Source organism: Pseudomonas sp. A39 (assembly GCF_058145955.1).
On sequence record NZ_JBYVMD010000023.1, the window covers coordinates 64,579 to 89,298 of the forward strand.

Consider the following 24,720-nt stretch of genomic DNA (forward strand, 5'->3'; position numbering starts at 1 on the left):
GTAGCGGCCCCAAAATCTGCAATCGTGTTCTGACTGAATAAATGCGGCGTTCTTGATGGGGCTGCTACGCAGCCCAACGGGAGCAACCTCCCTCGCCACAGTGAGTTCGTTGCCCACCGAGAGTGTCATGACCCCTTCCGTCCACCTGTTCACCCCCGCCTTCGGCCTCGGCAACCCCCACCTGCAAACGCTGTGGGGCCCGCTGTGGCGACCCACCACCCACATCGAACGCCAACGCGAACGTCTGTGGCTGGAAGACGGCGACTTCCTCGACCTTGACTGGCATGGCCCCCACGACGCGCAAGCGCCGTTGGTGCTGGTGTTGCACGGGCTGACGGGCTCCTCCAACTCGCCCTACGTGGCCGGCCTGCAAAAAGTCCTTGCCGCGCAAGGCTGGGCCAGCGCGGCGCTGAACTGGCGCGGGTGCTCGGGCGAACCGAATCTGTTGGCGCGCAGCTATCACTCGGGCGCGAGCGAAGACCTGGCAGCGACGATTGCCCATCTGCGGGCCAAGCGGCCGTTGGCACCGTTGTACGCCGTGGGTTATTCACTGGGTGGCAATGTGCTGCTCAAGCATTTGGGCGAAACCGGCGAGGCGTCAGGGCTGCAAGGTGCGGCGGCGGTGTCGGTGCCGTTTCGCCTGGACCAGTGTGCGGACCGTATCGGCCTGGGCTTTTCGCGGGTTTACCAGAAGCATTTCATGCGTGAAATGCTGGCGTATATCCGCGTCAAACAAAGCCGCTTTCTACAGGATGGGCGGGCGGATGGGCTGAAAACCCTGGAAGCCCTGGGCTCATTGGAGAAGATGCGCACGTTCTGGGATTTCGATGGCCGGGTTACCGCGCCACTGCACGGCTTCTTGAGTGCAGAGGACTATTACCGCCGCGCATCGAGCCGCTATTACCTGGGCGATATCCGCACACCCACCCTGATCATCCAGGCAGCGGATGACCCGTTTGTGTTCACCCACAGCCTGCCCGAGGCACATGAACTGTCGGCGTGCACGGAGTTTGAACTGCTGGCCAAAGGGGGGCATGTCGGCTTTGTCGATGGAACCCTGAAGCGCCCCGGTTATTACCTGGAGCGCCGCATTCCTGACTGGCTGCTCAGTCGCCGGTAGCGATTGCCCGCGCCGGATCGTTAATCCACTCACTCCACGACCCCGCATACAACTTGCCCAACGGATATCCCGCCAGGCTCAAGGCGAACAGGTTGTGGCACGCCGTCACCCCCGAACCGCAATACGCCACCAGCTCATCTGGCGAGCGCCCCTGCAATTGGGTGGCGAAGCGCTGCTTGAGCTGCTCAGCCGGCAGGAAGCGGCCGTCGCTGCCGAGGTTTTCGTTGAACGCCGCGCACTGCGCGCCAGGGATGTGCCCGGCAATCGGGTCGATGGGCTCCACTTCACCGCGAAAGCGCGGTTGGGCGCGGGCATCGATCAGGGTCAGGCCGGGTTGGCCCAGGCGTTTTAGCAGGTGTTCGGCGTCCAGCACCATTCGATTATCCGGCGTACCGACGAAAGCGCCCGGCTCAACCACCGGTGCGTCCAGGCTCAACGGGAACCCCGCCGCATGCCAGGCCTTGAGGCCGCCATCCAGAATAAACACGCCATCACGCTTGCCCAGCCAGGCCAGCAACCACCAGGCCCGCGCGGCATAGGCGCCAGGGCCGTCGTCGTAGAGCACCACGTCGGTGTCGGCATTGACGCCCCAGGCCCGCAATTGCTCGGCGAAGGCATTCGCTGCCGGCAATGGATGACGGCCGGTCACGCCCTTGGTCACCGGTCCGCTGAGGTGGCGCTCCAGATCGGCATACTGCGCGCCTTCGATATGCCCTTCGGCATAGCTGCAGCGCCCGTAATCCGGGTCTTCCAAGGCAAAGCGGCAATCGAGGATCACCACACCGCCGGCCTTCTGGCGTTCGGCCAATTGCTGGGGGCTGATCAGTTGGGCAAGCGGCATGACGGACTCCTATGAACAGATTCGGGAAAGGTCCTACTTCACTTCTTCCAATGCCTGATTCAACGGCACATAAAATTCTTTGAACAATGCATCCACTGCCTCTTTGGCCTGGGGCGTGACAAACCCAGCCTCCAGCACCAGCACCTGATACACCCCACGCTTGATCGCCTCGGCGCTCAAGTGGGCGGAGTTTTCGTTGGTGGTGCACAAAAAACGCACCCAAGAGGTGAGGATGATCCAGGCATTGAGGGTCAGGGCTTCGGTTTGCACCGGGTCCATATTGAGAATACCGGCGTCGACGAACCCCTGGTAAATGGCGCCGCCCTGGACCAGGCAGCGTTGGGAAAAGCGCCGATAACCAGTGGCCAGTTCCGGGTCGCTTTCCAGCAGGTGTTCGAGGTCGCGGTGCAGGAAGCGGTAGCGCCACATGCCGGCCAATACGGCTTGCAGGTAGAAACGTTTGTCTTCGACAGTGACGGCGCGGCCTTGGGGCGGGCGCAGGAAACTGTCCACCAGGGCTTCGTATTCGCGAAACAGCAAGGCGATGATCGCCTGCTTGTTGGGGAAGTGGTAGTACAGGTTGCCCGGCGAAATTTCCATATGGGCGGCAATATGGTTGGTGCTCACACTGCGCTCACCCTGCTGGTTAAAAAGCTCCAGGCTGGTTTGCACAATGCGCTCGCTGGTCTTTACTCGTGGTGCCATAGGGGATCAGCTTCTGTACACGTGATGGGGCATCTTACGGCCTATTCTCGTAGGGATAAATCCGCATGTAGGCGTAATGACATTTGACAATTTAGAGTAATGACTCTAAAAATCCAGGCAGACCTATAACAATCGGGAACGCCGCCATGTCCGCCAACGTTGCCTACCTGCAAGATACCCAGGCGCTGGATCAACTCCAGCACCTGTTCGACACCCAGCGGCGTGCCTACGCAGCCAACCCGATGCCGCCAGCGGCCCAGCGCCAGCAATGGCTCAAGGCCCTGCGCGATCTGCTCAGCAACGAGCGCCAGGCGCTGATCAACGCGATCAGCCAGGACTTCAGCCACCGCAGCGCCGACGAAACCCTGTTCGCTGAACTGATGCCCAGCCTGCACGGCATTCACTACGCCAGCAAACACCTCAAGGGCTGGATGAAACCTTCCCGCCGCGCTGTAGGCATTGCCTTCCAACCCGCGTCAGCCAAAGTCATCTACCAACCGCTGGGCGTGGTCGGGGTGATCGTGCCCTGGAACTACCCGCTGTACCTGGCCATCGGCCCCTTGGTTGGCGCGTTGGCGGCGGGTAACCGGGTGATGCTCAAGCTCAGCGAATCCACTCCCGCCACCGGCGAACTGCTCAAGGCGCTGCTGGCAAGAATCTTCCCCGAGGACCTGGTGTGCGTGGTGTTGGGTGAAGCGGAAGTCGGCATGGCCTTCTCCAAACTGCCCTTCGATCACCTGCTGTTCACCGGCGCCACCAGCATCGGCAAGCATGTGATGCGTGCAGCGGCCGAACACCTCACGCCGGTCACTCTGGAATTGGGTGGCAAGTCGCCCGCCATCGTGTCGGCCGACGTACCACTCAAGGACGCCGCCGAACGTATTGCCTTCGGTAAAGCGTTGAACGCCGGCCAGACCTGTGTCGCGCCAGACTACGTGCTGGTACCGGAAGACCGGGTCGACGCGTTCGTCGCGGCCTACACCCAGGCCGTTCGCGGATTTTATCCGACCCTGGTCGACAACCCGGACTACACGGCCATCATTAATGAGCGGCAACTGGCCCGGCTGAATGCCTACGTCAAGGACGCCATCGACAAAGGCGCCACCTTGATCCCGCTCTACGACCAGGGCCAGGCACGGCGCATGGCCCACAGCCTGTTGCTGAATGTCAGCGATGACATGACGGTGATGCAGGACGAAATCTTCGGCCCGGTGCTGCCGATCGTGCCGTATCGCGGCCTTGACCAGGCCTTTGCCTACATCAACCAGCGCCCTCGCCCACTGGCCCTGTACTACTTCGGCTACAACAAGGCCGAGCAGAACCGCGTACTCCACGAAACCCATTCCGGCGGCGTGTGCCTGAACGACACCCTGCTGCACGTGGCCCAGGACGATATGCCGTTTGGCGGCATCGGCCCGTCGGGCATGGGCCACTACCACGGTCATGAAGGTTTTCTCACCTTCAGCAAGGCCAAGGGCGTGCTGGTGAAACAGCGCCTGAACGCGGCGAAGTTGATCTACCCGCCCTACGGCAAGTCCATTCAGAAGTTGATCCAGAAGCTGTTCGTTCGCTGAAACCGCCACCCACGGGACAACAATAACAATGAACCCTAGCCTGACTGATTCACCTGCGCTGTCGCGGCGCGGCGTCTTGAAAATCGGCCTGTGCGCCAGCGCGTTCCTGGCCACCGCCGGGTTGGGCGCCAGCCTCAGCGGTTGCTCCAGCAGCACCCCGGCCAGCGGCTTTGCCCTGTTGCGCAGCAGTGACTTGCCGTTCTTGCGCGCGGTCGTCCCGGTACTGCTCGAGGGCGTGGCCAGCGCTCAGGAAGTCGCCAGCGGGGTGGAAGACACGCTTAAAAAGCTCGACTTCAGCCTGCAGCGCCTGTCGCCGGAAATGTTCAAGCTCACCCAGCAATTGTTCGACGTATTGAGCATGGGCATCACCCGCGGGCCGTTGACCGGGATCTGGGGCAGTTGGGAAAACGCCAGCGGCGAGCAGATCCGCAACTTCCTGCACCGCTGGGAGAACAGCTACCTGAACCTGCTGCGCATGGGCCAGGGCTCGCTGCTCAAGCTGGTGATCATGGCCTGGTACTTCCAGCCGGCGTCCTGGGCCCACTGCGGCTACCCTGGCCCGCCGAAGATCTAGCCTTGATAACCGCCCCCCTGTGGGAGGGGATGTGCAGTGTTTTCCCGAACTCAACTTCGTACAAAAATAAGAGTGCATTCCTATGCCCGTACCTGATCTGTTCCGCGACGGCATGGCCCGTGGCTGGAAAACCCACAATGGCGCCGCCCTCGACAACGACCTGACCCTGGAAGCCGACGTGGTGATCATCGGCAGCGGTGCGGGGGGCGGCACCACCGCTGAAACCCTCAGCGCAGCGGGCTACAAAGTGCTGCTGATCGAAGAAGGCCCGCTCAAGACCAGCAGCGATTTCAAGCTGCTCGAAGACGAGGCCTACACCAGCCTCTACCAGGAAGGCATCGGCCGCATGAGCAAGGACGGCGCGATCACCATCCTGCAGGGCCGGGCCGTGGGCGGCACCACGCTGATCAACTGGACATCGAGCTTTCGTACCCCGGACGCCACCCTCGCCCACTGGGCCAGCGAATACGCCGTGAAAGGCCACAGCAGTGCCGAAATGGCGCCCTGGTTTGAAAAAATGGAACAACGCCTGGGCATCGCGCCCTGGGCTCTGCCGCCCAACCCCAACAACGATGTGATCCGCAAAGGCTGCGAAAAGCTCGGTTACAGCTGGCATGTGATCCCACGCAACGTGCGCGGCTGCTTCAACCTGGGGTATTGCGGTATGGGCTGCCCGGTCAACGCCAAGCAGTCGATGCTGGTGACCACGATTCCGTCGACCCTGGAGAAGGGTGGAGAACTGCTCTACCTGGCCCGTGCCGAAAGCCTCATCTACAGCGGCGACACCATCAGCAGCCTGGAATGCGTGGCTATGGACGCCCTGTGCGTGGCGCCGACCGGACGCAGGATCACGGTGAAAGCCAAGCATTACGTGCTCTCGGGCGGCGGCATCAACAGCCCTGCACTGCTGATGCGCTCGGACGCGCCCGACCCGCATTCGCGGCTGGGCAAACGCACCTTCCTGCACTTGGTGAATTTCTCCGCCGGGCTGTTCGATGAGGTGATCAACCCGTTCTACGGCGCGCCGCAGTCGATTTATTCCGACCATTTCCAGTGGCAGGACGGCACCACCGGCAAAATGTCCTACAAGCTGGAAGCACCGCCTTTACATCCAGCGTTGGCCAGCACCCTGCTCGGTGGCTACGGCACCCAGAACGCCCTGGACATGAGCCAATTGCCCAACACCCACGCGATGCTGGCGCTGCTGCGCGACGGCTTCCACCCTGACAGCCCGGGCGGAAGCGTGGAGCTGCGCGGCGATGGCACGCCGGTGCTTGACTATCAGGTGTCGGACTACGCATGGGATGGCTTGCGCCGTGCCTTCCACAGCATGGCCGAGATCCAGTTCGCCGCAGGCGCCACGTCGGTCAAGCCGCTGCATCACGATGCGCGCTACGTGAAAACCTTGGGAGAAGCGCGCGCGATGATTGAAGGCCTCAACCTGGAATTGCACCGCACCTGCCTGGGCAGCGCCCATGTGATGGGCGGATGTGCCATGGGTGAAGACCCCAAAAATGCGGTGGCCGACAGCCTCGGGCGCCATCACCAGTTGCGCAACCTGTCGATCCACGATGGGTCGCTATTCCCCACCAGCATTGGGGCCAATCCACAATTATCGGTGTACGGCTTGACCGCGCAACTGGCGACGGCATTGGCCGAACGTCTGAAAACGGCATGAAAAAACCGTCGATTAACGGCATGTATCTCCATAAGTCGACTTGGCCGACCGGGATGGCTGCGATACCATCCGATTCCCCAACGGACTCCGCCAGGACGACGCGATGAACCGAGTGTTGTACCCAGGTACCTTCGACCCGATTACCAAAGGCCATGGCGATCTGGTCGAACGTGCCTCACGCTTGTTCGACCATGTGATCATCGCGGTCGCGGCCAGCCCCAAGAAAAACCCGCTGTTTCCCTTGGAGCAGCGCGTGGAGCTGGCGCGTGAGGTCACCAAACACCTGCCCAACGTGGAAGTGGTGGGTTTTTCCACGCTGCTGGCGCATTTCGCCAAAGAGCAGAACGCCAACGTGTTCCTGCGCGGCCTACGCGCGGTGTCGGACTTCGAATACGAATTCCAGCTGGCCAACATGAACCGCCAACTGGCGCCGGACGTGGAAAGCCTGTTCCTCACCCCGTCGGAGCGTTACTCGTTCATTTCCTCGACGTTAGTCCGTGAAATCGCCGCTTTGGGCGGAGATATCACCAAGTTCGTACATCCGGCCGTGGCCGATGCGCTGACGCTGCGCTTCAAGAAATAATTCTGATGAGCGGTCCAGTTGTAGTGATCGGGCTTGCTGTGGTGAGCGGGCTTGCCCCGCGCTGGGCTGCGCAGCAGCCCCTCTGAACACACCTTGCACTGTCGGTTACACCTTGCCGTCAGGGTTTAGGGCCGCTTCGCGCCCCAGCGCGGGGCAAGCCCGCTCACTACAGACAAGCACCTACCTCAGGCTCGCACTGCGGGCGCCAATGCGGCACAATTGCGCGCATTAGTTTTCAGATGCCTTGGCTGACAGCCCTGGCAGGAGTTTCCATGTCCTTGATCATCACCGACGATTGCATCAACTGCGACGTCTGCGAACCCGAGTGCCCGAACGCCGCGATTTCCCAAGGCGAAGAGATCTACGTGATCGACCCCAACCTGTGCACCCAGTGTGTCGGTCACTATGACGAGCCGCAGTGCCAGCAGGTTTGCCCGGTGGATTGCATTCCGCTGGATGAAGCTCATCCGGAAACGGAAGAGCAGTTGATGGAGAAGTACCGGAAGATTACCGGTAAGGCCTGACGCTGTTTAGCGCCTGTCATGGCCTCATCGGGGTGCCCCCTCCCACAGTGAAAGTGTTCGCAATTCAAATGTGGGAGGGGGCAAGCCCCCGATGGCAATATCAGCCATCACATAGAATCAGCGCTGGCACCTAGGGCAAAACACACTTGCCCGCTGCCCCAGCACCACGTTGCGCAACTCGGTCCCGCAGACCTTGCACGCCTCCCCTCCCCGGCCGTAGACGAACAGTTCCTGCTGGAAATACCCCGGTTGCCCGTCGCCGCCGATAAAGTCTCGCAACGTGGTGCCACCGCGTTCGATGGCAGCCGCCAGCACACGCTTGATCTCGATCGCCAGCTTCAAATAGCGCCCACGTGAAATACCGCCTGCGGCCCGACGCGGGTCAATCCCCGCCGCGAACAGCGCTTCAGTCGCATAGATATTACCCACGCCCACCACCACCGCGTTGTCCATGATGAATGGCTTCACCGCCATCGACTTGCCACGCGACAGCTGGAACAAACGATCACCGTCAAACAGCTCGGTCAGCGGCTCCGGCCCCAGGCGAAGCAGCAGTTCGTGATTGTGCGGGTCCTGGCTCCAGAGCATCGCGCCAAAGCGACGCGGGTCGGTGTAGCGCAGGGCCATGCCCGATTCCAGTTCGATATCCACATGTTCATGCTTGGCCGCCGGCAGGCCGACTTCCACCAGGCGCAGGTTGCCCGACATGCCCAAATGGCTGATCAAGGTGCCCACTTCGGCATTGATCAGCAGGTACTTGGCGCGCCGCTCCACCAACACGATGCGCTGGCCGGACAGGCGCACATCGAGGTCTTCCGGGATCGGCCAACGCAAGCGCCGCTCACGCACCACCACGCGGCTGACCCGCTGGCCTTCCAAGTGCGGGGCAATCCCGCGCCGGGTGGTTTCGACTTCTGGTAACTCGGGCATGTGTACCTCTTGCAAGAAGGATCAGTGGGCGCCGAGCTCGCGAATCGACAATTTCAAGCTCTCGAAGTCGTAGTCCGACAGGCCCACGTAGTCCAGCACCAGGTGGCTAATGGCATTCCACTCATGGTCCACCGTCTGGTTGCCCAGTACGCGGTAGGACGAGCAAATGTGCTCGGCCATTTTCAGGATCGCCAGCAGGTTTTTAAGCTGCGGATTGCGCGACGACTCATCGCTGAAAATCGCCAGGGCGTTGTGGTGGTTGGCGATCGCGTCGGTCACATGCTCCGGCAGGCGCCAGGACTTGGCGGTGTAGTAACCCACCACGGCATGGTTGGTGTTGAACGCGTTGTTCTCGGTGTCGACCACGCGGCAGTCGGGGCCGGCATTCGCATACGCCTGTTCCAGCACCGACATATAGCTGGGAAAGCGCTTGAGCATCAGCGGTACGCCACAGTCGTGGAACAACCCCAGCGCGTAGGCCTCATCCACCGCCTGGGCGCCGGTGCGCTTGGCCAAGGTGAGGCAAGTCATGGCCACATCCTGGGCGGTGTCCCAGAAACGGTTGAGCGTGACGATGGTGTCGTCGCTCATCTCACCTTTGATCGACAGGGCGTTGATCAGGTTGATGATCGACCGGCTGCCCAGCAAATTCACCGCTCGCTGGATCGAGGCAATCTTGTTGCTCAGTCCGTAGTACGACGAGTTGACGATCTTCAGCAGCGCGCCGGACAGGCCGGGGTCCTGGGAGATCAACCGCGCGATCACTTCCAGGTCCGGATCGGGCATGTATTGCTCCATTTGCAAATCCACCATGATTTGCGGCTGGGGCGGCACGCTGATGCCTTGCAGGGCCTGTTGGATCTGTTCGGCGGAAAGCTCTTGGGACATAAGTACACACTCTGGGCTAGGCAGGGATTCTAACCCCTAAGCAAAGCTGACTGACACCTCAAAACCCGAATTGAAACCGGATCAAATGTGGGAGCTGGCTTGCCTGCGATGCAGGCGCCTCGGTGTAACAGTCAAACCGAGGTGAGGCTATCGCAGGCAAGCCAGCTCCCACATGTCCGGCGACGCCACCGAGCCCTATACAAAAAGGTATACTCCCGCTCTTTTTTCCGGAGCGACGTCATGTCCCTGCCAAGCCTGCGTCTCAAAGCCAACGCCGATCGTCGTTTGCGCAACGGCCACCTGTGGGTCTACAGCAACGAAATCGACGTGGCCGCCACCCCACTTCACGGCTTCCAGGCGGGCGACCAGGCCATCCTCGAAGCGGCCGGCGGCAAGACCCTGGGCATCGTGGCCATGAGCCCGAACAACCTGATCTGCGCCCGCCTGCTGTCGCGCGACATCAAGTTGCCGCTGGACAAGTCGCTGCTCGTGCACCGCCTCAACGTTGCGCTGTCCCTGCGTGACCGCCTGTTCGACAAGCCGTTCTACCGCCTGGTCTACGGCGATTCCGACCTGCTGCCAGGCCTGGTAGTCGACCGTTTCGGCGACATCCTGGTCGTACAGATCGCCTCGGCGACCATGGAAGCCCATAAAGAAGACGTGATCGCCGCGCTGACCCAAGTGCTCAAGCCGAGCGGCATCCTGTTCAAGAACGACTCCGCCGCGCGCGACGCCGAAGGCCTCAACCGCTACGTCGAAACCGTGTTCGGCCTGGTGCCGGAGTGGGTGGCGCTGGAAGAAAACGGCGTGAAATTCGAAGCCCCGGTGATCCAGGGCCAGAAAACCGGCTGGTTCTACGACCACCGCATGAACCGCGCCCGCCTGGCCCCGTATGCCAAAGGCAAACGCGTGCTGGACCTCTACAGCTACATCGGCGGCTGGGGCGTGCAAGCTGCGGCCTTCGGCGCCAGTGAAGTGTTCTGCGTCGACGCGTCGGCCTTCGCCCTCGACGGCGTGGAGCGCAATGCCGCACTGAACGGCGTTGCCGAGAAAATGACCTGCATCGAAGGCGACGTGTTTGAAGCCCTCAAGGAACTGAAAGCCAGCGAAGAGCGCTTCGACGTGATCGTCGCCGACCCGCCGGCCTTCATCAAACGCAAGAAAGACATGAAGAACGGCGAAGGCGCCTACCGCCGCCTGAACGAACAAGCCATGCGCCTGCTCAGCAAGGACGGCATCCTGGTCAGCGCCTCGTGCTCCATGCACCTGCCGGAAGACGACCTGCAGAACATCCTGCTGACCAGCGCCCGACACCTGGACCGCAATATCCAGATGCTGGAACGCGGCGGCCAGGGCCCGGACCATCCGGTGCACCCGGCGATTGTCGAGACGCGGTATATCAAGAGCATTACGTGCCGGTTGTTGCCTAATAGCTGATGCCGTTGGCCTGTAGGAGCCTCCGGGCTCCTACGAGCTTTCAGGAAGTTTCGCACCGCACCAGGTTTTGACTTTCCTCTGCTCAGGCTCGATCCTCGACCCCCTCACGGAATCGAGGCTCGCGCATGTCGGCGGCAATCACACACGCTGAAAAACCCTTCATTGTTTTCTGGCTGATGACCATGACCTTGCTGGGCGTCTTCCCGCTTGACGTCGTGCTGCCGTCCTTTCCCGCCCTGGCGGAACACTTCTCCACCTCGACCACCCAGATCGCCCGCTCAGTCAGCCTATTCGCTATTGGGTTTTCCTGCTCCATGCTGTTGATCGGCCCGCTGTCCGACAGGATCGGCCGCAAAAAACTGCTACTGGCCAGCATGGTCGTTGCAATCATTGGCGCGGCCGGGTGCTTGGCGGCCAGCAACACGCCCCAATTCCTGTTTTTCCGTGTCATCCAGGCCATGGGCTGCGGCGGCTTCATACTGTCCCAAGCGCTGGTACAGGACCTGTTCTTCGGCAGAGAACAAGAGCGGTTGCGGATCGCAATGGTCACGGCCGGAGGAATCTTCATTTCGATTTCCCCGCTGCTGGGCGCGTGGCTGCAACTGCACTGGGGATGGCAAGCAAGCTTCTATGTGTTTATAGCGCTTTGTGCCGCAACCTTGATCATGGCTCACCGGCTACTCCATGGCGGCTTGCCTCAAGCGTCAGCGAGCCAGCAGAGCATGTTCAAGGCCTACGCCAAGGTCTTCGCCAACCGCCACTTCGCCAGCTATGCCACGATCTCGGCGATTACTTTCGCCTGCCATTTCTCGTTCATCGTGGTTTCACCGCTGATTTTCATGGACCAGCTACAGCTGTCGCCCCACGAATACTCCTTGACCTTGCTTCTCTACGGCGCCGCTTACGTATCGGGCGGAATCTGTGCAGGCTTCCTGCATAAACGGCTACCGGCTGCGACCCAGATGGCCATCGGGCTGGTACTGATCGCGATATCGGGCGTGGTCATGCTGTCCCTGGCCTATCATTTCGGCCTATCAACACTGACCGTGCTGGTGCCCATGCTGCTCTGCACTGCTGGCACCACAATCACCCGGCCCATTTCTAACTCCAAGGCCATGAGCTTGTTTCCAGACAACGCAGGTACGGCGGCTTCAGCCGTTGCAGCGGTACTATTCATTGCCGGCGGCCTTATCAGTGCATTCATCAGCACCTTTACGCACCACCTGAGCACTGCGCTGGGTCTGTGCTTTCTGATCCTGAGCATCGCCGCCCTGGTCCTGAACGCATGGGCACGGCGCCACCCGCACGTCCCGTAGCCGTTATCTTCACGGTTTCGGCCATTCCCTCCAGCCTCCAGCGGTGTAGAATCGGCCTATTCATCGCCAGTCATCCCCCGGCGGGTTTATGAGCTCGAGGCCCAAGCAAGCGGCGATCCCGCGACGCGAGTGGCAACTTCCGGACACACGGCTATTTTCGGGTGTTCCAGTCGTCAATTAGAAGCTCACTCCCCAGTAGTACCTGATAGTAGTTACTTGATTAGCCGCCCGGAGTGCTCCATGCCAGATTACCGCTCGAAAACATCCACCCATGGCCGCAACATGGCCGGCGCGCGCGCACTGTGGCGTGCCACGGGGATGAAAGATGACGACTTCAAGAAGCCGATCATCGCGATTGCCAACTCGTTCACCCAATTCGTACCGGGCCACGTCCACCTCAAGGACCTGGGCCAACTGGTCGCCCGTGAGATCGAACGTGCTGGCGGCGTAGCAAAAGAATTCAACACCATTGCCGTGGACGACGGCATCGCCATGGGCCATGACGGCATGCTGTATTCCCTGCCGAGCCGCGAGATCATCGCCGACTCCGTGGAGTACATGGTCAACGCCCACTGCGCCGACGCCATCGTGTGCATCTCCAACTGCGACAAGATCACCCCTGGCATGCTGATGGCCGCCCTGCGCCTGAACATCCCGGTGATCTTCGTCTCCGGCGGCCCGATGGAAGCCGGCAAGACCAAGCTCGCCTCCCACGGCCTCGACCTGGTCGACGCCATGGTCATCGCCGCCGATTCCAGCGCTTCTGACGAGAAGGTCGCGGAATACGAGCGCAGCGCCTGCCCGACCTGCGGCTCGTGCTCCGGCATGTTCACCGCCAACTCGATGAACTGCCTGGTGGAAGCCCTGGGCCTGGCGTTGCCGGGCAACGGTTCCACCCTGGCCACCCACAGTGACCGCGAGCAGCTGTTCCTGCAGGCCGGCCGTACCATCGTCGAGCTGTGCAAGCGTTACTACGGCGAGAACGATGAGTCGGTGTTGCCGCGCAATATCGCCAACTTCAAGGCGTTCGAAAACGCCATGACCCTGGACATCGCCATGGGCGGTTCCACCAACACCATCCTGCACTTGCTGGCCGCCGCCCAGGAAGCCGAGATCGATTTCGACCTGCGCGACATCGACCGTCTGTCCCGTCACGTGCCACAACTGTGCAAAGTCGCGCCGAACATCCAGAAGTACCACATGGAAGACGTGCACCGCGCCGGCGGGATCTTCTCGATCCTTGGCTCGCTGGCCCGTGGCGGCCTGCTGCACACCGACCTGCCGACCGTGCACAGCAAGTCCATCGCCGAAGGCATCGCCAAGTGGGACATCACCCAGACTGACGATGAAGCCGTGCACACCTTCTTCAAGGCTGGCCCGGCGGGCATCCCGACGCAAACCGCGTTCAGCCAGTCGACCCGTTGGGACACCCTGGACGACGACCGTGAAAACGGCTGCATCCGCAGTGTCGAGCACGCCTACTCGCAAGAAGGCGGCCTGGCCGTGCTGTACGGCAACATCGCCCTGGATGGCTGCGTGGTGAAAACCGCCGGCGTGGATGAGTCCATCCACGTCTTCGAAGGCCGCGCCAAGATCTATGAAAGCCAAGACAGCTCGGTACGCGGCATCCTCGCTGACGAAGTGAAAGAAGGCGACATCGTGATCATCCGCTACGAAGGCCCGAAAGGCGGCCCGGGTATGCAGGAGATGCTCTACCCGACGTCGTACCTGAAGTCCAAGGGCCTGGGCAAAGCCTGCGCCTTGTTGACCGACGGCCGTTTCTCCGGCGGCACCTCGGGCCTGTCCATCGGCCACGCTTCGCCGGAAGCCGCTGCCGGTGGCGCGATTGGCCTGGTGCAGGATGGCGACAAGGTGCTGATCGACATTCCAAACCGCTCAATCAACTTGTTGATCAGCGACGAAGAACTGGCTGCACGCCGGGTCGAGCAGGACAAGAAAGGCTGGAAGCCGGTGGAGAAGCGTCCACGTAAAGTGACCACCGCGCTGAAGGCCTATGCCTTGCTGGCTACCAGTGCCGACAAAGGGGCGGTGCGTAACAAGGCGATGCTCGACGGCCTGTAAGCCTCGCCCATAAAAATGCCCCGCCAGGTGCGGGGCATTTTTTTGCCTGAAGCAACGCTCCAAAACAATGGAGATCAAATGTGTGCGGGCGCTCTTTAAAACTGTGGGGTGTAGGTCATGGTAAACATCACATTGCGCGGGTCGCCATAGTAGTTACTGCCCCAATTAGCGTTGTACGCCGGGATGTAATACTTCTTGTCGAACATATTGTTCAGGTTCGCCGCGACGGTGAACTCCTGGTTGATCTTGTAGGCCACCCGCGAATCCCACAGCGCATTGCCGGGAACGCTGAACGTGCGGTCATAGGCGACGGTGCTGCTTTGTGCGGTCACGCCGGCGCCGACGCTGACGTTGCTCCAGTCCCCCGGCAACTGGTAGTCCCCCCAGACCTTGAGCAAGTGCTTGGGCGTCCAGGTGCTGAAGATCTTGCCTTCGTAGGTGTCGTCCTTGAGGAATTGAGTGGTGTTGTAGGTGTAGCTGGAGACCAGCTGCAGCCCCGGCAGCACTTCACCGCTCAACGTAGCCTCAAAGCCCTGGCTACGGACCTTGCCGGAGGCGAGCGAGCAGTACCAGCCGCCGCAGACTTTACCGCCTTGCAGGTCTTGAGCCGCCCGGTTTTCCTGGTCATAGCGGAAGAGAGCGAACGAGGTATTGAGCCGACCGTCCGCCAGTTCGCCCTTCAGGCCCAGCTCGTAATTCTGGCCTTCAATGGGCTTGAGCACGGTCAATGAGGTGGTCAGGTTGGTTTGTGGCTCAAAGGCATCGGTATAGCTGGCGTAGGCCGACCATTGCTCGTTGAGTGCATAGACCAGGCCAGCGTAGGGCGTGACGTGGCCATTGCTGTGCGTGGTGCTCCGGGTTGGGTCGCCGTACACACCCTGGAACCCGCTCTCGTCCCTGTAGGAATAGTCATACCAACTGGTGCGCGCACCGAGGATCAACGTCAGCGGGTCAGCTACCTTGACACGCCAGGTGCCATAAATGCCCTTCTGGCGAATGTCATACCAGCTCTTCGTCGCATTCCCCGCCTGGAACAACTGATTCCTGTCGCGCTGCGGTCGGTTGTGGTCGATGTTGAAAATATCTGCACCCGGCGTCGCCGCGCGCGCCCAGAAATCATCCGTGGTGAGTTTGGAATAGTTGGCGCCCAGAATCATTTCCTGCTGGAAACCCAGGCCTTCGAACTTGCCGTCGACATACACATCGACACCACGGCTCTTGGTGTTGAAGTCAGTGACCCAATCGACATAACGCACGGTGCCGATGTCGCCGGGGTTGGGGATGGTGTCCCACGTCGCCTGGTAGGTCGCGTCATTGTGTTCGTCCATCGCCACCAGGGCGGCCTTCACTTTCCAGTCATCGTTGAAGCGATGCTCGATATCGGCAAACACCTGGGTCTGGTTATTGACGTTGCGGTTCCAGCTGGCGCCGACGAAGGTCGATCGCGACAAGCCGATGTCACTGCCGTTGGCGTAACGCGGCAGCGACATGAAGTTGGGGCGCGAATGCCCCTTCTGGTTGCTGATGCCCACGCCGACGGTGGTGTCTGGCGTGAAGTCGTAGTCCACTGCTGCATAGACCGTCTGATTCCAGCCGCCCGCGTAATCGACGAAGGAATCGGTGGTGTCGTAATCCGCCACAAACCGGCCGCGCAACGTGCCTTCGGTATTGAGCGGGCCGCCGGCATCGACTTGGGTGCCGTAATGGTCCCACGAGCCGGCCTTGGCGGTGATGGTCACGGTCGGTGCCTGTTGCCCGCGCTTGCGCACCAGGTTCATGGTGCCGCCGGGGCTGTTCGCGCCTTGCAGCAAGGCGGCTGGGCCGCGCAGGGTTTCCACACGGTCGTAGATCGCCATGTTTTCGGTGAGGTAGCTGCCCAACGCGTAGGTGTTACGCGGAATGCCGACACCGTCGTATTGCAGGGTGCCGACTTCGAAACCCCGGGAGAAGATGAACATCCCAGGGCCGGGGGATTTGGTCGCCGTCAGGCCGGGCGTGCGCTTGACCACCTCGGAAAGCTTGGTGGTGTTCTGGTCATCCATCTGCTTGCGGGTCATGACGCTGACCGATTGCGGGATGTCCTTGAGCTTCTGCTCACCCTTGCCCAAGGTCACGGCACCCGTGGTGTAGGAGCCGGTGCCTTCGGTGGTGGCCCCCAGGCGTTCGGCGCTGATGGTGGTGGCGCCGACTTCGAGGGCGCCGCCTGTGTCGACACGTTTTTCCAGGGTAACGGTATCGGCATTGATAAAAGCGGCGCTCAACCCTGTGCCGCCCAACAGCTGGCCCAACGCCTCGCGCTGACCCAGAGTGCCACTCACACCGGGCGACACCACACCCTGTGTCAACTCACCGGACACCAACACCTGAACCCGCGTGACCGCCGAAAACGCGGCCAGCGCACCGTCCAGACTCTGCCCTGGAATATCGAAGCGGTAGGCCTGGGCCTGGGTGCTTTCAGCAGCTTGCAAATACAGCGGCGCAGTGCCGCAGGCCAAGGAAATGGCCAGTGCCAGCAAGGGCCGTGCGGCGAATCGGTGTGCCATGGATGGTGCTCCCCGGTGCAAAAAGTCTGTGATCGGCGCCGCACTACTTGAGAGTGCTTACTATTTACGCCTCAGTGATCAAGGACGATGGCTTGCGGGGAAACCCTGAAAATATTTTGAAAAAGTTGCTGTCAGGACGCTTTGCCTTCGCGCAACACCAGTAAATACGGGGTGTAGTGCTCGGCGCGCAGGTTGAGGGTGTATTCCAGCGCCTTGATCACGGCCTCGGGCTTGTCGATCTCGAACACGCCGGACACCACGCGATTGCGCAGCGCATCACCGAGCACCAGGGTCTTGCCCGGCCAATAGCGGTTCAACTCGCTGACCACTTCGGACAGCGGTTGTTGACGGAACACCAACTGCCGCTGACGCCAGGCAAAGCCGCTGGCCGGATCGAAACCGTGGACGTCGGCGAGGCGCTGGCCCTGATACTCCACCGCCCGTCCCGGTTCCAAATAAACCGCCGTACCCCTGCCGGAACTGACCTGCACCTTGCCCTGCGCCACCTGCACTCGCGTCTGCGCATCGCGCCGTGTCACGCTGAACTGAGTGCCGACCACCTTCACCCAGCCATCGCCGGACTGCACTACGAAGGGCCGCGCCGGGTCTTTGGTGACGTCGAAGAAGCCTTCGCCACGCAGCAAACGAATCTGCCGCTCACCGGCACTCATGCGGACCTGCACGGCGCTGTCGGTGTTGAGCTGCAAGTGGGAACCGTCAGCCAGTTCGACCGTGCGCGATTCGCCGGTGCCAGTGGCGTAGTCCGCGCGCAGGCGGTCGAGCCAGGGCGTGTTCTGCACGGTCAGCCCCACCGCCAGCAACAGGCCGGCGGCGCAGGCCCAACGCCGGGCGGGCTTGCGCCAGGCAGCCTGTTCGGCGCGGCGGATCAGGCGTGCCGGTTCACGTAAGCCACCGAGCATCGCCTGCACTTCCTGCCAGGCGTCATCCTGGGCCTGGCCCTGCCCGAGCCACGCGGCAAAGGCGTCCATTTCGGCCGGGGTTACATCCTCAGCCTGCAGGCGGAAATACCAGCCGGACGCTTCTTCGAATAGGTCGTCGGCAGTGTGTGTGGCAGTCATGACCGACGTCCTTGTGTCTCGCAGGCAAGCCGCGTCTTGATGTAAGCGCGGCATTCAATCAAGGCGCGACGCAATTGGTATTCCACACTGCGCGGGGTGATCGACAGGCGCTCACCAATTTCGCGGTAGGACAGTTCGTCGACATGATAGAGCAGGAAGATCTGCCGAGTCGCTTCGGGCAACGCCAGGATCGCGTCCTGCATGAGTTGCTCCTGTTGGTAGGCGGCCAATTGTTCGTCGGCACCTGGGTTGCCGCACGGCAACTCTTCGCTGGGCTCACCGGCATCCAGCCGTTCACGGCGGATGGCCTGGCGCTGGTGATCGCGCACCAGATTACTGGCAATGGTGAAGAGGAAGGCCGGGAGGTTGTCGATCTTCTCGCCGGAGTCCAGGCGCGCCAGGCGCAGGAACGACTCCTGGGTCAGGTCGGCGGCCACCTGGGCGCTGCCGGTGCGGCGGGTGACGAAGGCTTCGAGGGCTTTCTTCTGCTCCGCGAACAGGCGCGCGATCTGCGAATTCCAGGAGGGCACAGCACTACCTTGAGAAGAACGGAGGGTTCAGGAAGTGCGCACGCTAGCAGAGGATGAGATTGGTTCGCAATTGATATCTATTTTAGCCAAGGCTTTGCGGTGTCAATCAAATAGCTATCGGGGGCAAGCCCCCCTCCCACACTGACTGCATTCTCATGTTGGAACTCGGTCAAATGTGGGAGGGGGCTTGCCCCCGATTAAAGCCACCTCAGGCTTACTGAATTTCGTCAGGTTTAACGATCACCCAGTTTTTATCCGCCGTCACCGGCAACCCTTCCTTGGCCTGCGCCGCCGCGTGCTTGGCGATCATGCCGTTCAGTTGGGTCATGTATTTGTCTTTACGGTTGATCCACAGGTGGATGCCGCCCTTGGCCACATCCACATCGTGGAACAGCATGTAGCCGTCGCTGGTCGGTGTGTCACCGCCAACGATCACCGGCTTCTTCCATTCGTCGATGTAGGTGAGGATCGCCGCGTGCTTGCCTGCCATCCAAGTGGCCGGCGTCCACAGGTACGGGGTCAGTTCCAGGCCGAGGTTGGCCTTCTCGTCATATTTGCCGGCGGTGATCTGTTTGCGCGCGGTGGTCAGCTCACCGGTCTTGCGGTCCTTGAGCAAGGTGCTCACGCCGATGACGTTCTCGGGTTTGACGTTGTAGCCATACTTCGGATCGGCGGCGACCATGCGCACCAGCTCCTCGGAAGCGGCGGTCATCACATACACCTCGATGCCGTTTTCCATCAGCTTGTTGTACAGCTCGGCCTGGCCGGTGAAGACTTTCGGCGGTTGCACTTCGGACTGCTTCACCACGTCGCCGTCAAAATAACTGACCGGCACGGGCTTGCCGGAGGCCATCAGCTCATCGACCTGCACTTTGAGCTCCTTGAGGGTGAAGCCCGAGAACACCTGGGCGACCCACGGGTAGCAAACCATGTCGTCCACTTCGCAGAGGCGATAGTAGTAACTGAACAGACTTTCCTTATGGTCGGCGGTGTCTTTGAACGGCATAAGCTTGAGCGACGGATCAAGGCTGTCGCGGGTGATCAGGCCCTTGTTTTCCATGTAGGGCAGCAGGGACTCTTCGAGGTCGTAGCGGTAGCTGGTGTTGTCCATGTCGAACACCGCGAAGTTACCCTTGTTGGCATTCGCGGCGATCATTTCATTGAGCTGCTTGGCGGCAGGCGCCGGCCAGTGTTTCAACTCGGTGGCGGCGAACGCCTGGCTGACGAGTCCGAGGCAGAATGCGGCGGCTAGTAATTTCGGCGCGAACTTCATAGGCGGTGTCTCCCTGAGTGAAAGATACCGACGCTAACAAATCCCTGTGACAGTTCCCACGTTGAGCACGACCGTACGCGTCCTGATCCCGTCACCCTCATGTGCCTGAGCGTCAGGTGCTTATTCCAAAAACGACAGCCACCATTCCATATCGATATTAAATCAATATATTTCAAGCTGTTAGGCTTGCCGGTTCGCAGTCGCAGGCTCGCGCGATTGGCTGCCCTCTCAACGGAGTTTCAATGAATCTTCCCCTGATTCTCAATTTACTGGTGTTCGCGGCCCTCTTGCTGGGCCTGGCACAAACCCGCCGCACAAACTGGAGCCTCGCCAAGAAGGTCCTGTTTGCGCTGGTTCTCGGCGTGGTGTTCGGTGCCGTTCTGCACACGATCTACGGCGACGGCAATCCTGTGCTCAAAGCCTCCATCGGCTGGTTCGACCTCGTCGGTAACGGCTACGTACAACTGTTGCAAATGATCGTGATCCCGCTGGTATTCGCCTCGATCCTCAGCGCCGTGGCACGTCTGCACAACGCCTCATCACTCGGCAAGATCAGCTTTTTGACCATCGGCACGCTGCTGTTCACCACCGCGATTGCGGCGCTGATCGGTATCGCGCTGACCAACCTGTTCGGCCTCACCGCTGAAGGCCTGGTGGCCGGCACCCAGGAAATGGCGCGCCTGCAAGTGATCCAGAGTGACTACGCCGGCAAGGTCGCCGACCTGAATATCCCGCAATTGCTGCTGTCGTTCGTGCCCGCCAACCCGTTCGCCGACCTGGCGCGGGCCAAGCCGACATCGATCATCAGCGTGGTGATCTTCGCCGCCTTCCTGGGGGTTGCCGCACTGCAACTGCTCAAGGATGACGTGGAAAAAGGCCAGAAAGTGCTCAATGCCATCGACACCCTGCAAGCCTGGGTGATGCGCTTGGTGCGCCTGGTCATGAAGCTCACGCCCTATGGCGTGCTGGCACTGATGACCAAAGTCGTCGCTGGCTCCAACCTGCAAGACATCATCAAGCTCGGCAGTTTTGTGGTCGTGTCATACCTGGCGCTGGGCCTGATGTTTGTGGTGCATGGCCTGCTGCTGTCGCTGGCGGGGATCAACCCGCTGCGCTTCTTCCGCAAGGTGTGGCCGGTGCTGACCTTTGCCTTCACCAGCCGCTCCAGCGCGGCGGCGATCCCGCTGAGCATTGAAGCGCAGACCCGTCGCCTGGGCATCCCGCAATCCATCGCCGGTTTCGCCGCGTCGTTTGGCGCGACCATCGGCCAGAACGGCTGCGCGGGTCTCTACCCTGCGATGTTGGCGGTGATGGTTGCACCGACTGTCGGCATCAACCCGCTGGATCCGCTGTGGATCGCGACCTTGGTGGCGATTGTGACCCTGAGTTCGGCCGGTGTGGCGGGCGTGGGCGGCGGGGCGACCTTCGCCGCATTGATCGTACTGCCGGCGATGGGCCTGCCGGTGTCGCTGGTGGCGCTGCTGATTTCCGTGGAGCCACTGATCGACATGGGCCGTACGGCGCTGAACGTGAATGGTTCGATGACGGCGGGCGCGATTACCAGCCAGATCATGGGGCAGACGGATAAAGAACGGTTGAATGCGGATGAGCATGCTGAGTTAGCGCAGGCCTGATAGACCGCAATCGGGGGCAACCCCCCTCCCACATTGGACCGCGTTGTTCAAAACCACTCGGTCAACTGTGGGAGGGGGCTTGCTCCCGATGCTCTTAAGCTTTTTCCCAAACCTCAAAGCTGTACGCTGGCTTATCACCCTCAGCCGCATTCTCGACATTCGACACCAGCGTCCACTGGCCCGCATCAAACTGCGGAAACCACGCATCCCCTTCCGGGCTCAATGCCACCCGCGTCAAATACAGGCGATCCGCCTGCTCCAACCCCTGCGCATACAACTGCGCACCGCCGATCAGCATCAGCTCATCCACGCCCTGCTCCAACGCCCACGCCTCGGCGCGTTCAACTGCAGCATTCAGTGACGGAAAAACTTCCGCACCTTCGAGCGCCAGATCGGTCTGACGGCTAACCACCAGGTTCAGGCGCCCCGGCAGCGGTCGGCCCAGGGAATCCCAGGTCTTGCGCCCCATGATGATCGGCTTGCCGAGCGTGGTGGCCTTGAAATATTTGAAATCCCCCGGCAAATGCCAGGGCATGCTGTTGTCGACGCCGATCACACGGTTTTCACCGAGGGCTGCGATCAAGCTTAAAGGGAGAGTTTTTTTCATGGCGACGAGAATACCAGAGCCGCAGGTCTGCGGTTATGCTCCAACCTCACTTGCTCAACAGGACAGCGCGTGACTGCACTGAACCCCCTGCAAAAACTCTGGCTGACAGAAACCGTACGCCTGCGCGAAGAACACGCCGGCAACCTGGAAGACCTGGAAGCCAACCGCCTGGCCCGCACGGCCGGCGGTGACCTGCCGACGCGCATCCAGCAGCGCGCCCTGCACCTGGCCGAGCGCGATGGACTCTCCGCCGCCCTCACCCGCTGGCTGCAAGGCGCGCGTTTGGCGCTGGTGCTGCTGGTCATCGTCGCCGTGATCAGCGGCGCCGGACTGGCCTTTGCTGCGCTGGGTAACGGCCTGACCCCGGTGAATGTGTTCTGGGCCCTGGGCAGCCTGCTCGGCTTGAACCTGATCCTGCTGATCAGTTGGGCGCTGGGTCTGCTGTTTGCCGGCGAACACAGTGCCAGCCTGGGGCGACTGTGGTTGTGGCTCAGCGAAAAACTCGCCCGTGACGCTAAAGCGGCCCAACTGGCACCCGCGCTGTTACTGCTGCTGCAACGGCAGAAACTCAATCGCTGGGCGGTGGGTGTGCTGGTCAACAGCCTGTGGTTGTTAGCGTTGCTCAGTGCGCTGGTGATTCTTCTTACGCTGCTCGCCACCCGCCGCTACGGCTTTGTGTGGGAAACCACCATTCTTGGTGCCGACACTTTTGTCGCCGTCACCCAGGCCCTTGGCACCCTGCCCGCGTTGCTCGGCTTCAACGTGCCGACCGTCGAGATGATCCGCGCCAGCGGCGACTCGGCGCTGAATATCGAAAGCGCCCGCCAAGCCTGGGCCGCCTGGCTGGTGGGCGTGCTGCTGGTCTACGGCCTGCTGCCCCGCCTGGTCCTCGCGCTGCTGTGCCTATGGCGCTGGAAACGCGGGCGCGCGGCATTGCGCCTGGACCTGAACCTGCCGGGCTACAGCCAACTGCGTGAGCGTTTGATGCCGAGCAGCGAGCGCCTCGGCGTCAACGACGCCGCACCCGAACAGCTGCATCACGTCAGCGGCGGCGTCAGTGAACTGGAAAGCGACGGCGCGCTGGTGGTCGCCATCGAATTGGACGATCAACACGCTTGGCCACCCAAACTGCCGGCCAGCGTGAAGAACGCCGGCATCCTCGACAGCCGCGAATCGCGCCACAAACTGCTCGAACAACTGACGCGCTTTCCGCCCGCACGCCTGGCCATTGCCTGCGACCCGCGCCGTTCGCCCGACCGTGGCAGCCTGGCGCTGATCGCCGAGTTGGCGCGCAGCGCCACCGCCACCCGCGTGTGGTTGCTGCAAGCCCCGTCCGGCCAGGCCTTGGACGCCGAACGCTTGGGCGACTGGCACGCCGCACTGCAACAGCTTGAACTGCCGTTCGCCGATTGTGCGCCATTGAACTGGCTGGAGAGCGGTCATGACTAAGCCCCTGAAACTCGCCGTGGTCGGCCACACCAATGTCGGCAAGACCTCGCTGCTGCGCACCCTCACGCGTGACGTGGGCTTTGGCGAAGTCTCCCACCGCCCCAGCACCACGCGGCATGTCGAAGGCGCGCGTTTGTCGGTGGACGGCGAAGCCTTGCTGGAGCTGTACGACACGCCCGGACTGGAAGACGCCATCGCCCTGCTCGATTACCTGGAGCGCCTGGATCGCCCCGGCGAACGCCTCGACGGCCCGGCACGCTTGGCGCGCTTTTTGGAGGGCAGCGAAGCCCGCCAGCGCTTCGAGCAGGAAGCCAAAGTGCTGCGCCAACTGCTGGCCTCCGACGCCGGGTTGTACGTGATCGACGCCCGCGAGCCGGTACTGGCCAAGTACCGCGATGAGCTGCAAGTGCTGGCCAGCTGCGGTAAGCCGCTGCTGCCGGTGCTCAACTTTGTCAGCAGCAGCGACCACCGCGAGCCGGACTGGCGCGAAGCCCTCGCCCGCCTTGGCCTGCATGCGCTGGTGCGCTTCGACAGCGTGGCGCCGCCGGAAGACGGCGAGCGACGCTTGTATGAAAGCCTTGCCTTGCTGCTGGAGAACGCGCGGCCACAGCTGGAGCGGTTGATTCTCGACCAGCAAGCCCAACGCCAGGCCCGTCAGCAAAGCGCCGCGCGCTTGATCGCCGAGCTGCTGATCGACTGCGCCGCCTGCCGCCGCAGCGTGCTCACCGAAGATGAACAGCAAGCCATCGGTGACCTGCGCAAAGCCGTACGCCAACGTGAACAAAAATGCGTGGAAGCCTTGCTCAAATTATTCGGCTTCCGCCCGCAGGACGCCGCCGCCAGCGACCTTCCCTTGCTGGACGGGCGCTGGGGCGATGACCTGTTCAACCCGGAAACCCTCAAGCAACTGGGCGTGCGCGTCGGCGGCGGGATCGCGGCAGGCGCGGCCGCAGGGGCCGGTGTGGATTTATTGGTCGGTGGCTTGACGCTTGGCGCCGCCGCCCTGGCTGGCGCGATTGCCGGTGGCGCACTGCAAACCGCACGCAGTTATGGCAGCCGCCTGTTGGGCAAAATCAAAGGCCAGCGCGAGCTGACCGTCGACGACAGCGTGTTGCGCCTGCTCGCCCTGCGCCAACGCCAGTTGCTCAAGGCCCTCAACCTGCGCGGCCATGCGGCGATGCACAGCATCAAGGTCGACACGCCCCAGGACAAAAGCTGGCGCGAAGGCAAGTTGCCGGACGCATTGCACAAAGCCCGCGCCCATCCGCAGTGGTCGTCGCTGAACCCGCATGCCAAGCTGAGCCAGGCAGAGCGCAACGAACAGATCGAAAGCCTGGCCAACGCACTCTGAGA

The 24,720-nt window shown here is 61.7% G+C and carries 21 protein-coding genes; 12 read left to right on the forward strand and 9 right to left on the reverse strand.

Translation table 11 applies throughout. The features are described from left to right. Window positions 1–127: 127 nt before the first annotated feature. Window positions 128–1,120: a hydrolase gene (locus tag AC3ZU9_RS18360; RefSeq protein WP_046034936.1), complete on the forward strand. Its 993-nt coding sequence runs from the start codon at window positions 128–130 to the stop codon at window positions 1,118–1,120. On the opposite strand, the gene AC3ZU9_RS18365 is transcribed toward AC3ZU9_RS18360, so the two are convergent. Both AC3ZU9_RS18365 and AC3ZU9_RS18370 read right to left on the reverse strand, forming a co-directional pair. Beyond that, entirely contained in the window at window positions 1,107–1,961 is an 855-nt protein-coding gene (locus AC3ZU9_RS18365; protein ID WP_490091149.1) for a sulfurtransferase, read from the reverse strand. The genes AC3ZU9_RS18360 and AC3ZU9_RS18365 overlap by 14 nt on opposite strands. A 33-nt stretch (window positions 1,962–1,994) precedes the next feature. Then, window positions 1,995–2,666, reverse strand: coding sequence for a TetR/AcrR family transcriptional regulator (locus tag AC3ZU9_RS18370; protein ID WP_015886364.1), 672 nt, complete (start codon window positions 2,664–2,666; stop codon window positions 1,995–1,997). Between the two features lie 146 nt (window positions 2,667–2,812). Between AC3ZU9_RS18370 and AC3ZU9_RS18375 the strand changes: the two genes are divergently transcribed. The 5 genes from AC3ZU9_RS18375 (at window position 2,813) to AC3ZU9_RS18395 (ending at window position 7,599) form a co-directional block, all read left to right on the forward strand. After that, the gene (locus tag AC3ZU9_RS18375; RefSeq protein ID WP_122811768.1) at window positions 2,813–4,240 is read left to right on the forward strand and encodes a coniferyl aldehyde dehydrogenase; all 1,428 of its coding nucleotides are present in this window, start codon (window positions 2,813–2,815) and stop codon (window positions 4,238–4,240) included. Window positions 4,241–4,268: 28 nt separating this feature from the next. After that, entirely contained in the window at window positions 4,269–4,814 is a 546-nt protein-coding gene (locus AC3ZU9_RS18380; RefSeq protein WP_046034934.1) for a hypothetical protein, read from the forward strand. Window positions 4,815–4,896: 82 nt separating this feature from the next. Next, window positions 4,897–6,492 carry a GMC family oxidoreductase gene (locus AC3ZU9_RS18385; protein ID WP_490091150.1) on the forward strand — a complete coding sequence of 532 codons (1,596 nt, stop codon included), beginning with the start codon at window positions 4,897–4,899 and terminating at the stop codon, window positions 6,490–6,492. 103 nt (window positions 6,493–6,595) lie between these two features. Continuing rightward, window positions 6,596–7,075: a pantetheine-phosphate adenylyltransferase gene (coaD, locus tag AC3ZU9_RS18390; RefSeq protein WP_003176711.1), complete on the forward strand. Its 480-nt coding sequence runs from the start codon at window positions 6,596–6,598 to the stop codon at window positions 7,073–7,075. 272 nt (window positions 7,076–7,347) lie between these two features. Beyond that, window positions 7,348–7,599: a YfhL family 4Fe-4S dicluster ferredoxin gene (locus AC3ZU9_RS18395; protein ID WP_003195146.1), complete on the forward strand. Its 252-nt coding sequence runs from the start codon at window positions 7,348–7,350 to the stop codon at window positions 7,597–7,599. A gap of 117 nt (window positions 7,600–7,716) precedes the next feature. On the opposite strand, the gene mutM is transcribed toward AC3ZU9_RS18395, so the two are convergent. Further along, window positions 7,717–8,529: a bifunctional DNA-formamidopyrimidine glycosylase/DNA-(apurinic or apyrimidinic site) lyase gene (gene mutM / locus AC3ZU9_RS18400; protein WP_015886368.1), complete on the reverse strand. Its 813-nt coding sequence runs from the start codon at window positions 8,527–8,529 to the stop codon at window positions 7,717–7,719. A 21-nt stretch (window positions 8,530–8,550) separates the two neighbouring features. Further along, window positions 8,551–9,363, reverse strand: coding sequence for an HDOD domain-containing protein (locus tag AC3ZU9_RS18405; protein WP_490091156.1), 813 nt, complete (start codon window positions 9,361–9,363; stop codon window positions 8,551–8,553). A 294-nt stretch (window positions 9,364–9,657) separates the two neighbouring features. Between AC3ZU9_RS18405 and AC3ZU9_RS18410 the strand changes: the two genes are divergently transcribed. The 3 genes from AC3ZU9_RS18410 to ilvD all read left to right on the forward strand — a co-directional run bounded on the left by AC3ZU9_RS18410 (window position 9,658) and on the right by ilvD (window position 14,252). Further along, complete coding sequence (locus AC3ZU9_RS18410; protein WP_015886370.1) at window positions 9,658–10,854, forward strand: class I SAM-dependent rRNA methyltransferase; 1,197 nt, start codon at window positions 9,658–9,660, stop codon at window positions 10,852–10,854. Between the two features lie 125 nt (window positions 10,855–10,979). Then, window positions 10,980–12,170: an MFS transporter gene (locus AC3ZU9_RS18415; protein ID WP_015886371.1), complete on the forward strand. Its 1,191-nt coding sequence runs from the start codon at window positions 10,980–10,982 to the stop codon at window positions 12,168–12,170. 240 nt (window positions 12,171–12,410) lie between these two features. Continuing rightward, the gene (ilvD, locus tag AC3ZU9_RS18420; protein ID WP_003195159.1) at window positions 12,411–14,252 is read left to right on the forward strand and encodes a dihydroxy-acid dehydratase; all 1,842 of its coding nucleotides are present in this window, start codon (window positions 12,411–12,413) and stop codon (window positions 14,250–14,252) included. Window positions 14,253–14,347: 95 nt separating this feature from the next. Here the strand turns inward: ilvD and AC3ZU9_RS18425 are convergent, their stop codons facing one another. From AC3ZU9_RS18425 to AC3ZU9_RS18440, 4 genes are all read right to left on the reverse strand, one after another. Further along, window positions 14,348–16,795 (reverse strand): TonB-dependent siderophore receptor, encoded by a 2,448-nt coding sequence (locus AC3ZU9_RS18425; RefSeq protein ID WP_490091151.1) that lies wholly within the window; start codon window positions 16,793–16,795, stop codon window positions 14,348–14,350. 131 nt (window positions 16,796–16,926) lie between these two features. Continuing rightward, window positions 16,927–17,874, reverse strand: a complete 948-nt coding sequence (locus tag AC3ZU9_RS18430) for a FecR family protein (RefSeq protein ID WP_046034929.1) — start codon at window positions 17,872–17,874, stop codon at window positions 16,927–16,929. Further along, on the reverse strand, window positions 17,871–18,404 hold the full coding sequence (locus AC3ZU9_RS18435) for an RNA polymerase sigma factor (protein WP_015886374.1): 534 nt from the start codon (window positions 18,402–18,404) through the stop codon (window positions 17,871–17,873). The genes AC3ZU9_RS18430 and AC3ZU9_RS18435 overlap by 4 nt, the downstream gene beginning before the upstream one ends. A gap of 214 nt (window positions 18,405–18,618) precedes the next feature. After that, on the reverse strand, window positions 18,619–19,677 hold the full coding sequence (locus AC3ZU9_RS18440; protein WP_064054339.1) for an HAD family hydrolase: 1,059 nt from the start codon (window positions 19,675–19,677) through the stop codon (window positions 18,619–18,621). Window positions 19,678–19,919: 242 nt separating this feature from the next. On the opposite strand from AC3ZU9_RS18440, the gene AC3ZU9_RS18445 reads away from it, so the two are divergent. Next, the gene (locus tag AC3ZU9_RS18445; protein WP_015886376.1) at window positions 19,920–21,311 is read left to right on the forward strand and encodes an L-cystine transporter; all 1,392 of its coding nucleotides are present in this window, start codon (window positions 19,920–19,922) and stop codon (window positions 21,309–21,311) included. Window positions 21,312–21,405: 94 nt separating this feature from the next. On the opposite strand, the gene AC3ZU9_RS18450 is transcribed toward AC3ZU9_RS18445, so the two are convergent. Continuing rightward, complete coding sequence (locus AC3ZU9_RS18450; RefSeq protein WP_122811765.1) at window positions 21,406–21,918, reverse strand: dihydrofolate reductase; 513 nt, start codon at window positions 21,916–21,918, stop codon at window positions 21,406–21,408. A 69-nt stretch (window positions 21,919–21,987) separates the two neighbouring features. Between AC3ZU9_RS18450 and AC3ZU9_RS18455 the strand changes: the two genes are divergently transcribed. Together AC3ZU9_RS18455 and AC3ZU9_RS18460 are read left to right on the forward strand one after the other, a co-directional pair. Next, on the forward strand, window positions 21,988–23,367 hold the full coding sequence (locus tag AC3ZU9_RS18455) for a DUF2868 domain-containing protein (RefSeq protein ID WP_490091152.1): 1,380 nt from the start codon (window positions 21,988–21,990) through the stop codon (window positions 23,365–23,367). Further along, a complete protein-coding gene (locus AC3ZU9_RS18460; protein ID WP_015886379.1) occupies window positions 23,360–24,718 on the forward strand; it encodes a DUF3482 domain-containing protein in 1,359 nt (452 codons plus the stop codon). Before AC3ZU9_RS18455 ends, AC3ZU9_RS18460 begins: the two co-directional genes overlap by 8 nt. Window positions 24,719–24,720: the final 2 nt, after the last annotated feature.

Coding starts and splice junctions, on each gene's coding strand:
- AC3ZU9_RS18360 (WP_046034936.1), top strand. CDS start 128: ATGACCCCTTCCGTCCACCTGTTCACCCCCGCCTTCGGCCTCGGCAAC.
- AC3ZU9_RS18365 (WP_490091149.1), bottom strand. CDS start 1,961: ATGCCGCTTGCCCAACTGATCAGCCCCCAGCAATTGGCCGAACGCCAG.
- AC3ZU9_RS18370 (WP_015886364.1), bottom strand. CDS start 2,666: ATGGCACCACGAGTAAAGACCAGCGAGCGCATTGTGCAAACCAGCCTG.
- AC3ZU9_RS18375 (WP_122811768.1), top strand. CDS start 2,813: ATGTCCGCCAACGTTGCCTACCTGCAAGATACCCAGGCGCTGGATCAA.
- AC3ZU9_RS18380 (WP_046034934.1), top strand. CDS start 4,269: ATGAACCCTAGCCTGACTGATTCACCTGCGCTGTCGCGGCGCGGCGTC.
- AC3ZU9_RS18385 (WP_490091150.1), top strand. CDS start 4,897: ATGCCCGTACCTGATCTGTTCCGCGACGGCATGGCCCGTGGCTGGAAA.
- coaD (WP_003176711.1), top strand. CDS start 6,596: ATGAACCGAGTGTTGTACCCAGGTACCTTCGACCCGATTACCAAAGGC.
- AC3ZU9_RS18395 (WP_003195146.1), top strand. CDS start 7,348: ATGTCCTTGATCATCACCGACGATTGCATCAACTGCGACGTCTGCGAA.
- mutM (WP_015886368.1), bottom strand. CDS start 8,529: ATGCCCGAGTTACCAGAAGTCGAAACCACCCGGCGCGGGATTGCCCCG.
- AC3ZU9_RS18410 (WP_015886370.1), top strand. CDS start 9,658: ATGTCCCTGCCAAGCCTGCGTCTCAAAGCCAACGCCGATCGTCGTTTG.
- AC3ZU9_RS18415 (WP_015886371.1), top strand. CDS start 10,980: ATGTCGGCGGCAATCACACACGCTGAAAAACCCTTCATTGTTTTCTGG.
- ilvD (WP_003195159.1), top strand. CDS start 12,411: ATGCCAGATTACCGCTCGAAAACATCCACCCATGGCCGCAACATGGCC.
- AC3ZU9_RS18425 (WP_490091151.1), bottom strand. CDS start 16,795: ATGGCACACCGATTCGCCGCACGGCCCTTGCTGGCACTGGCCATTTCC.
- AC3ZU9_RS18430 (WP_046034929.1), bottom strand. CDS start 17,874: ATGACTGCCACACACACTGCCGACGACCTATTCGAAGAAGCGTCCGGC.
- AC3ZU9_RS18440 (WP_064054339.1), bottom strand. CDS start 19,677: ATGAAGTTCGCGCCGAAATTACTAGCCGCCGCATTCTGCCTCGGACTC.
- AC3ZU9_RS18445 (WP_015886376.1), top strand. CDS start 19,920: ATGAATCTTCCCCTGATTCTCAATTTACTGGTGTTCGCGGCCCTCTTG.
- AC3ZU9_RS18450 (WP_122811765.1), bottom strand. CDS start 21,918: ATGAAAAAAACTCTCCCTTTAAGCTTGATCGCAGCCCTCGGTGAAAAC.
- AC3ZU9_RS18460 (WP_015886379.1), top strand. CDS start 23,360: ATGACTAAGCCCCTGAAACTCGCCGTGGTCGGCCACACCAATGTCGGC.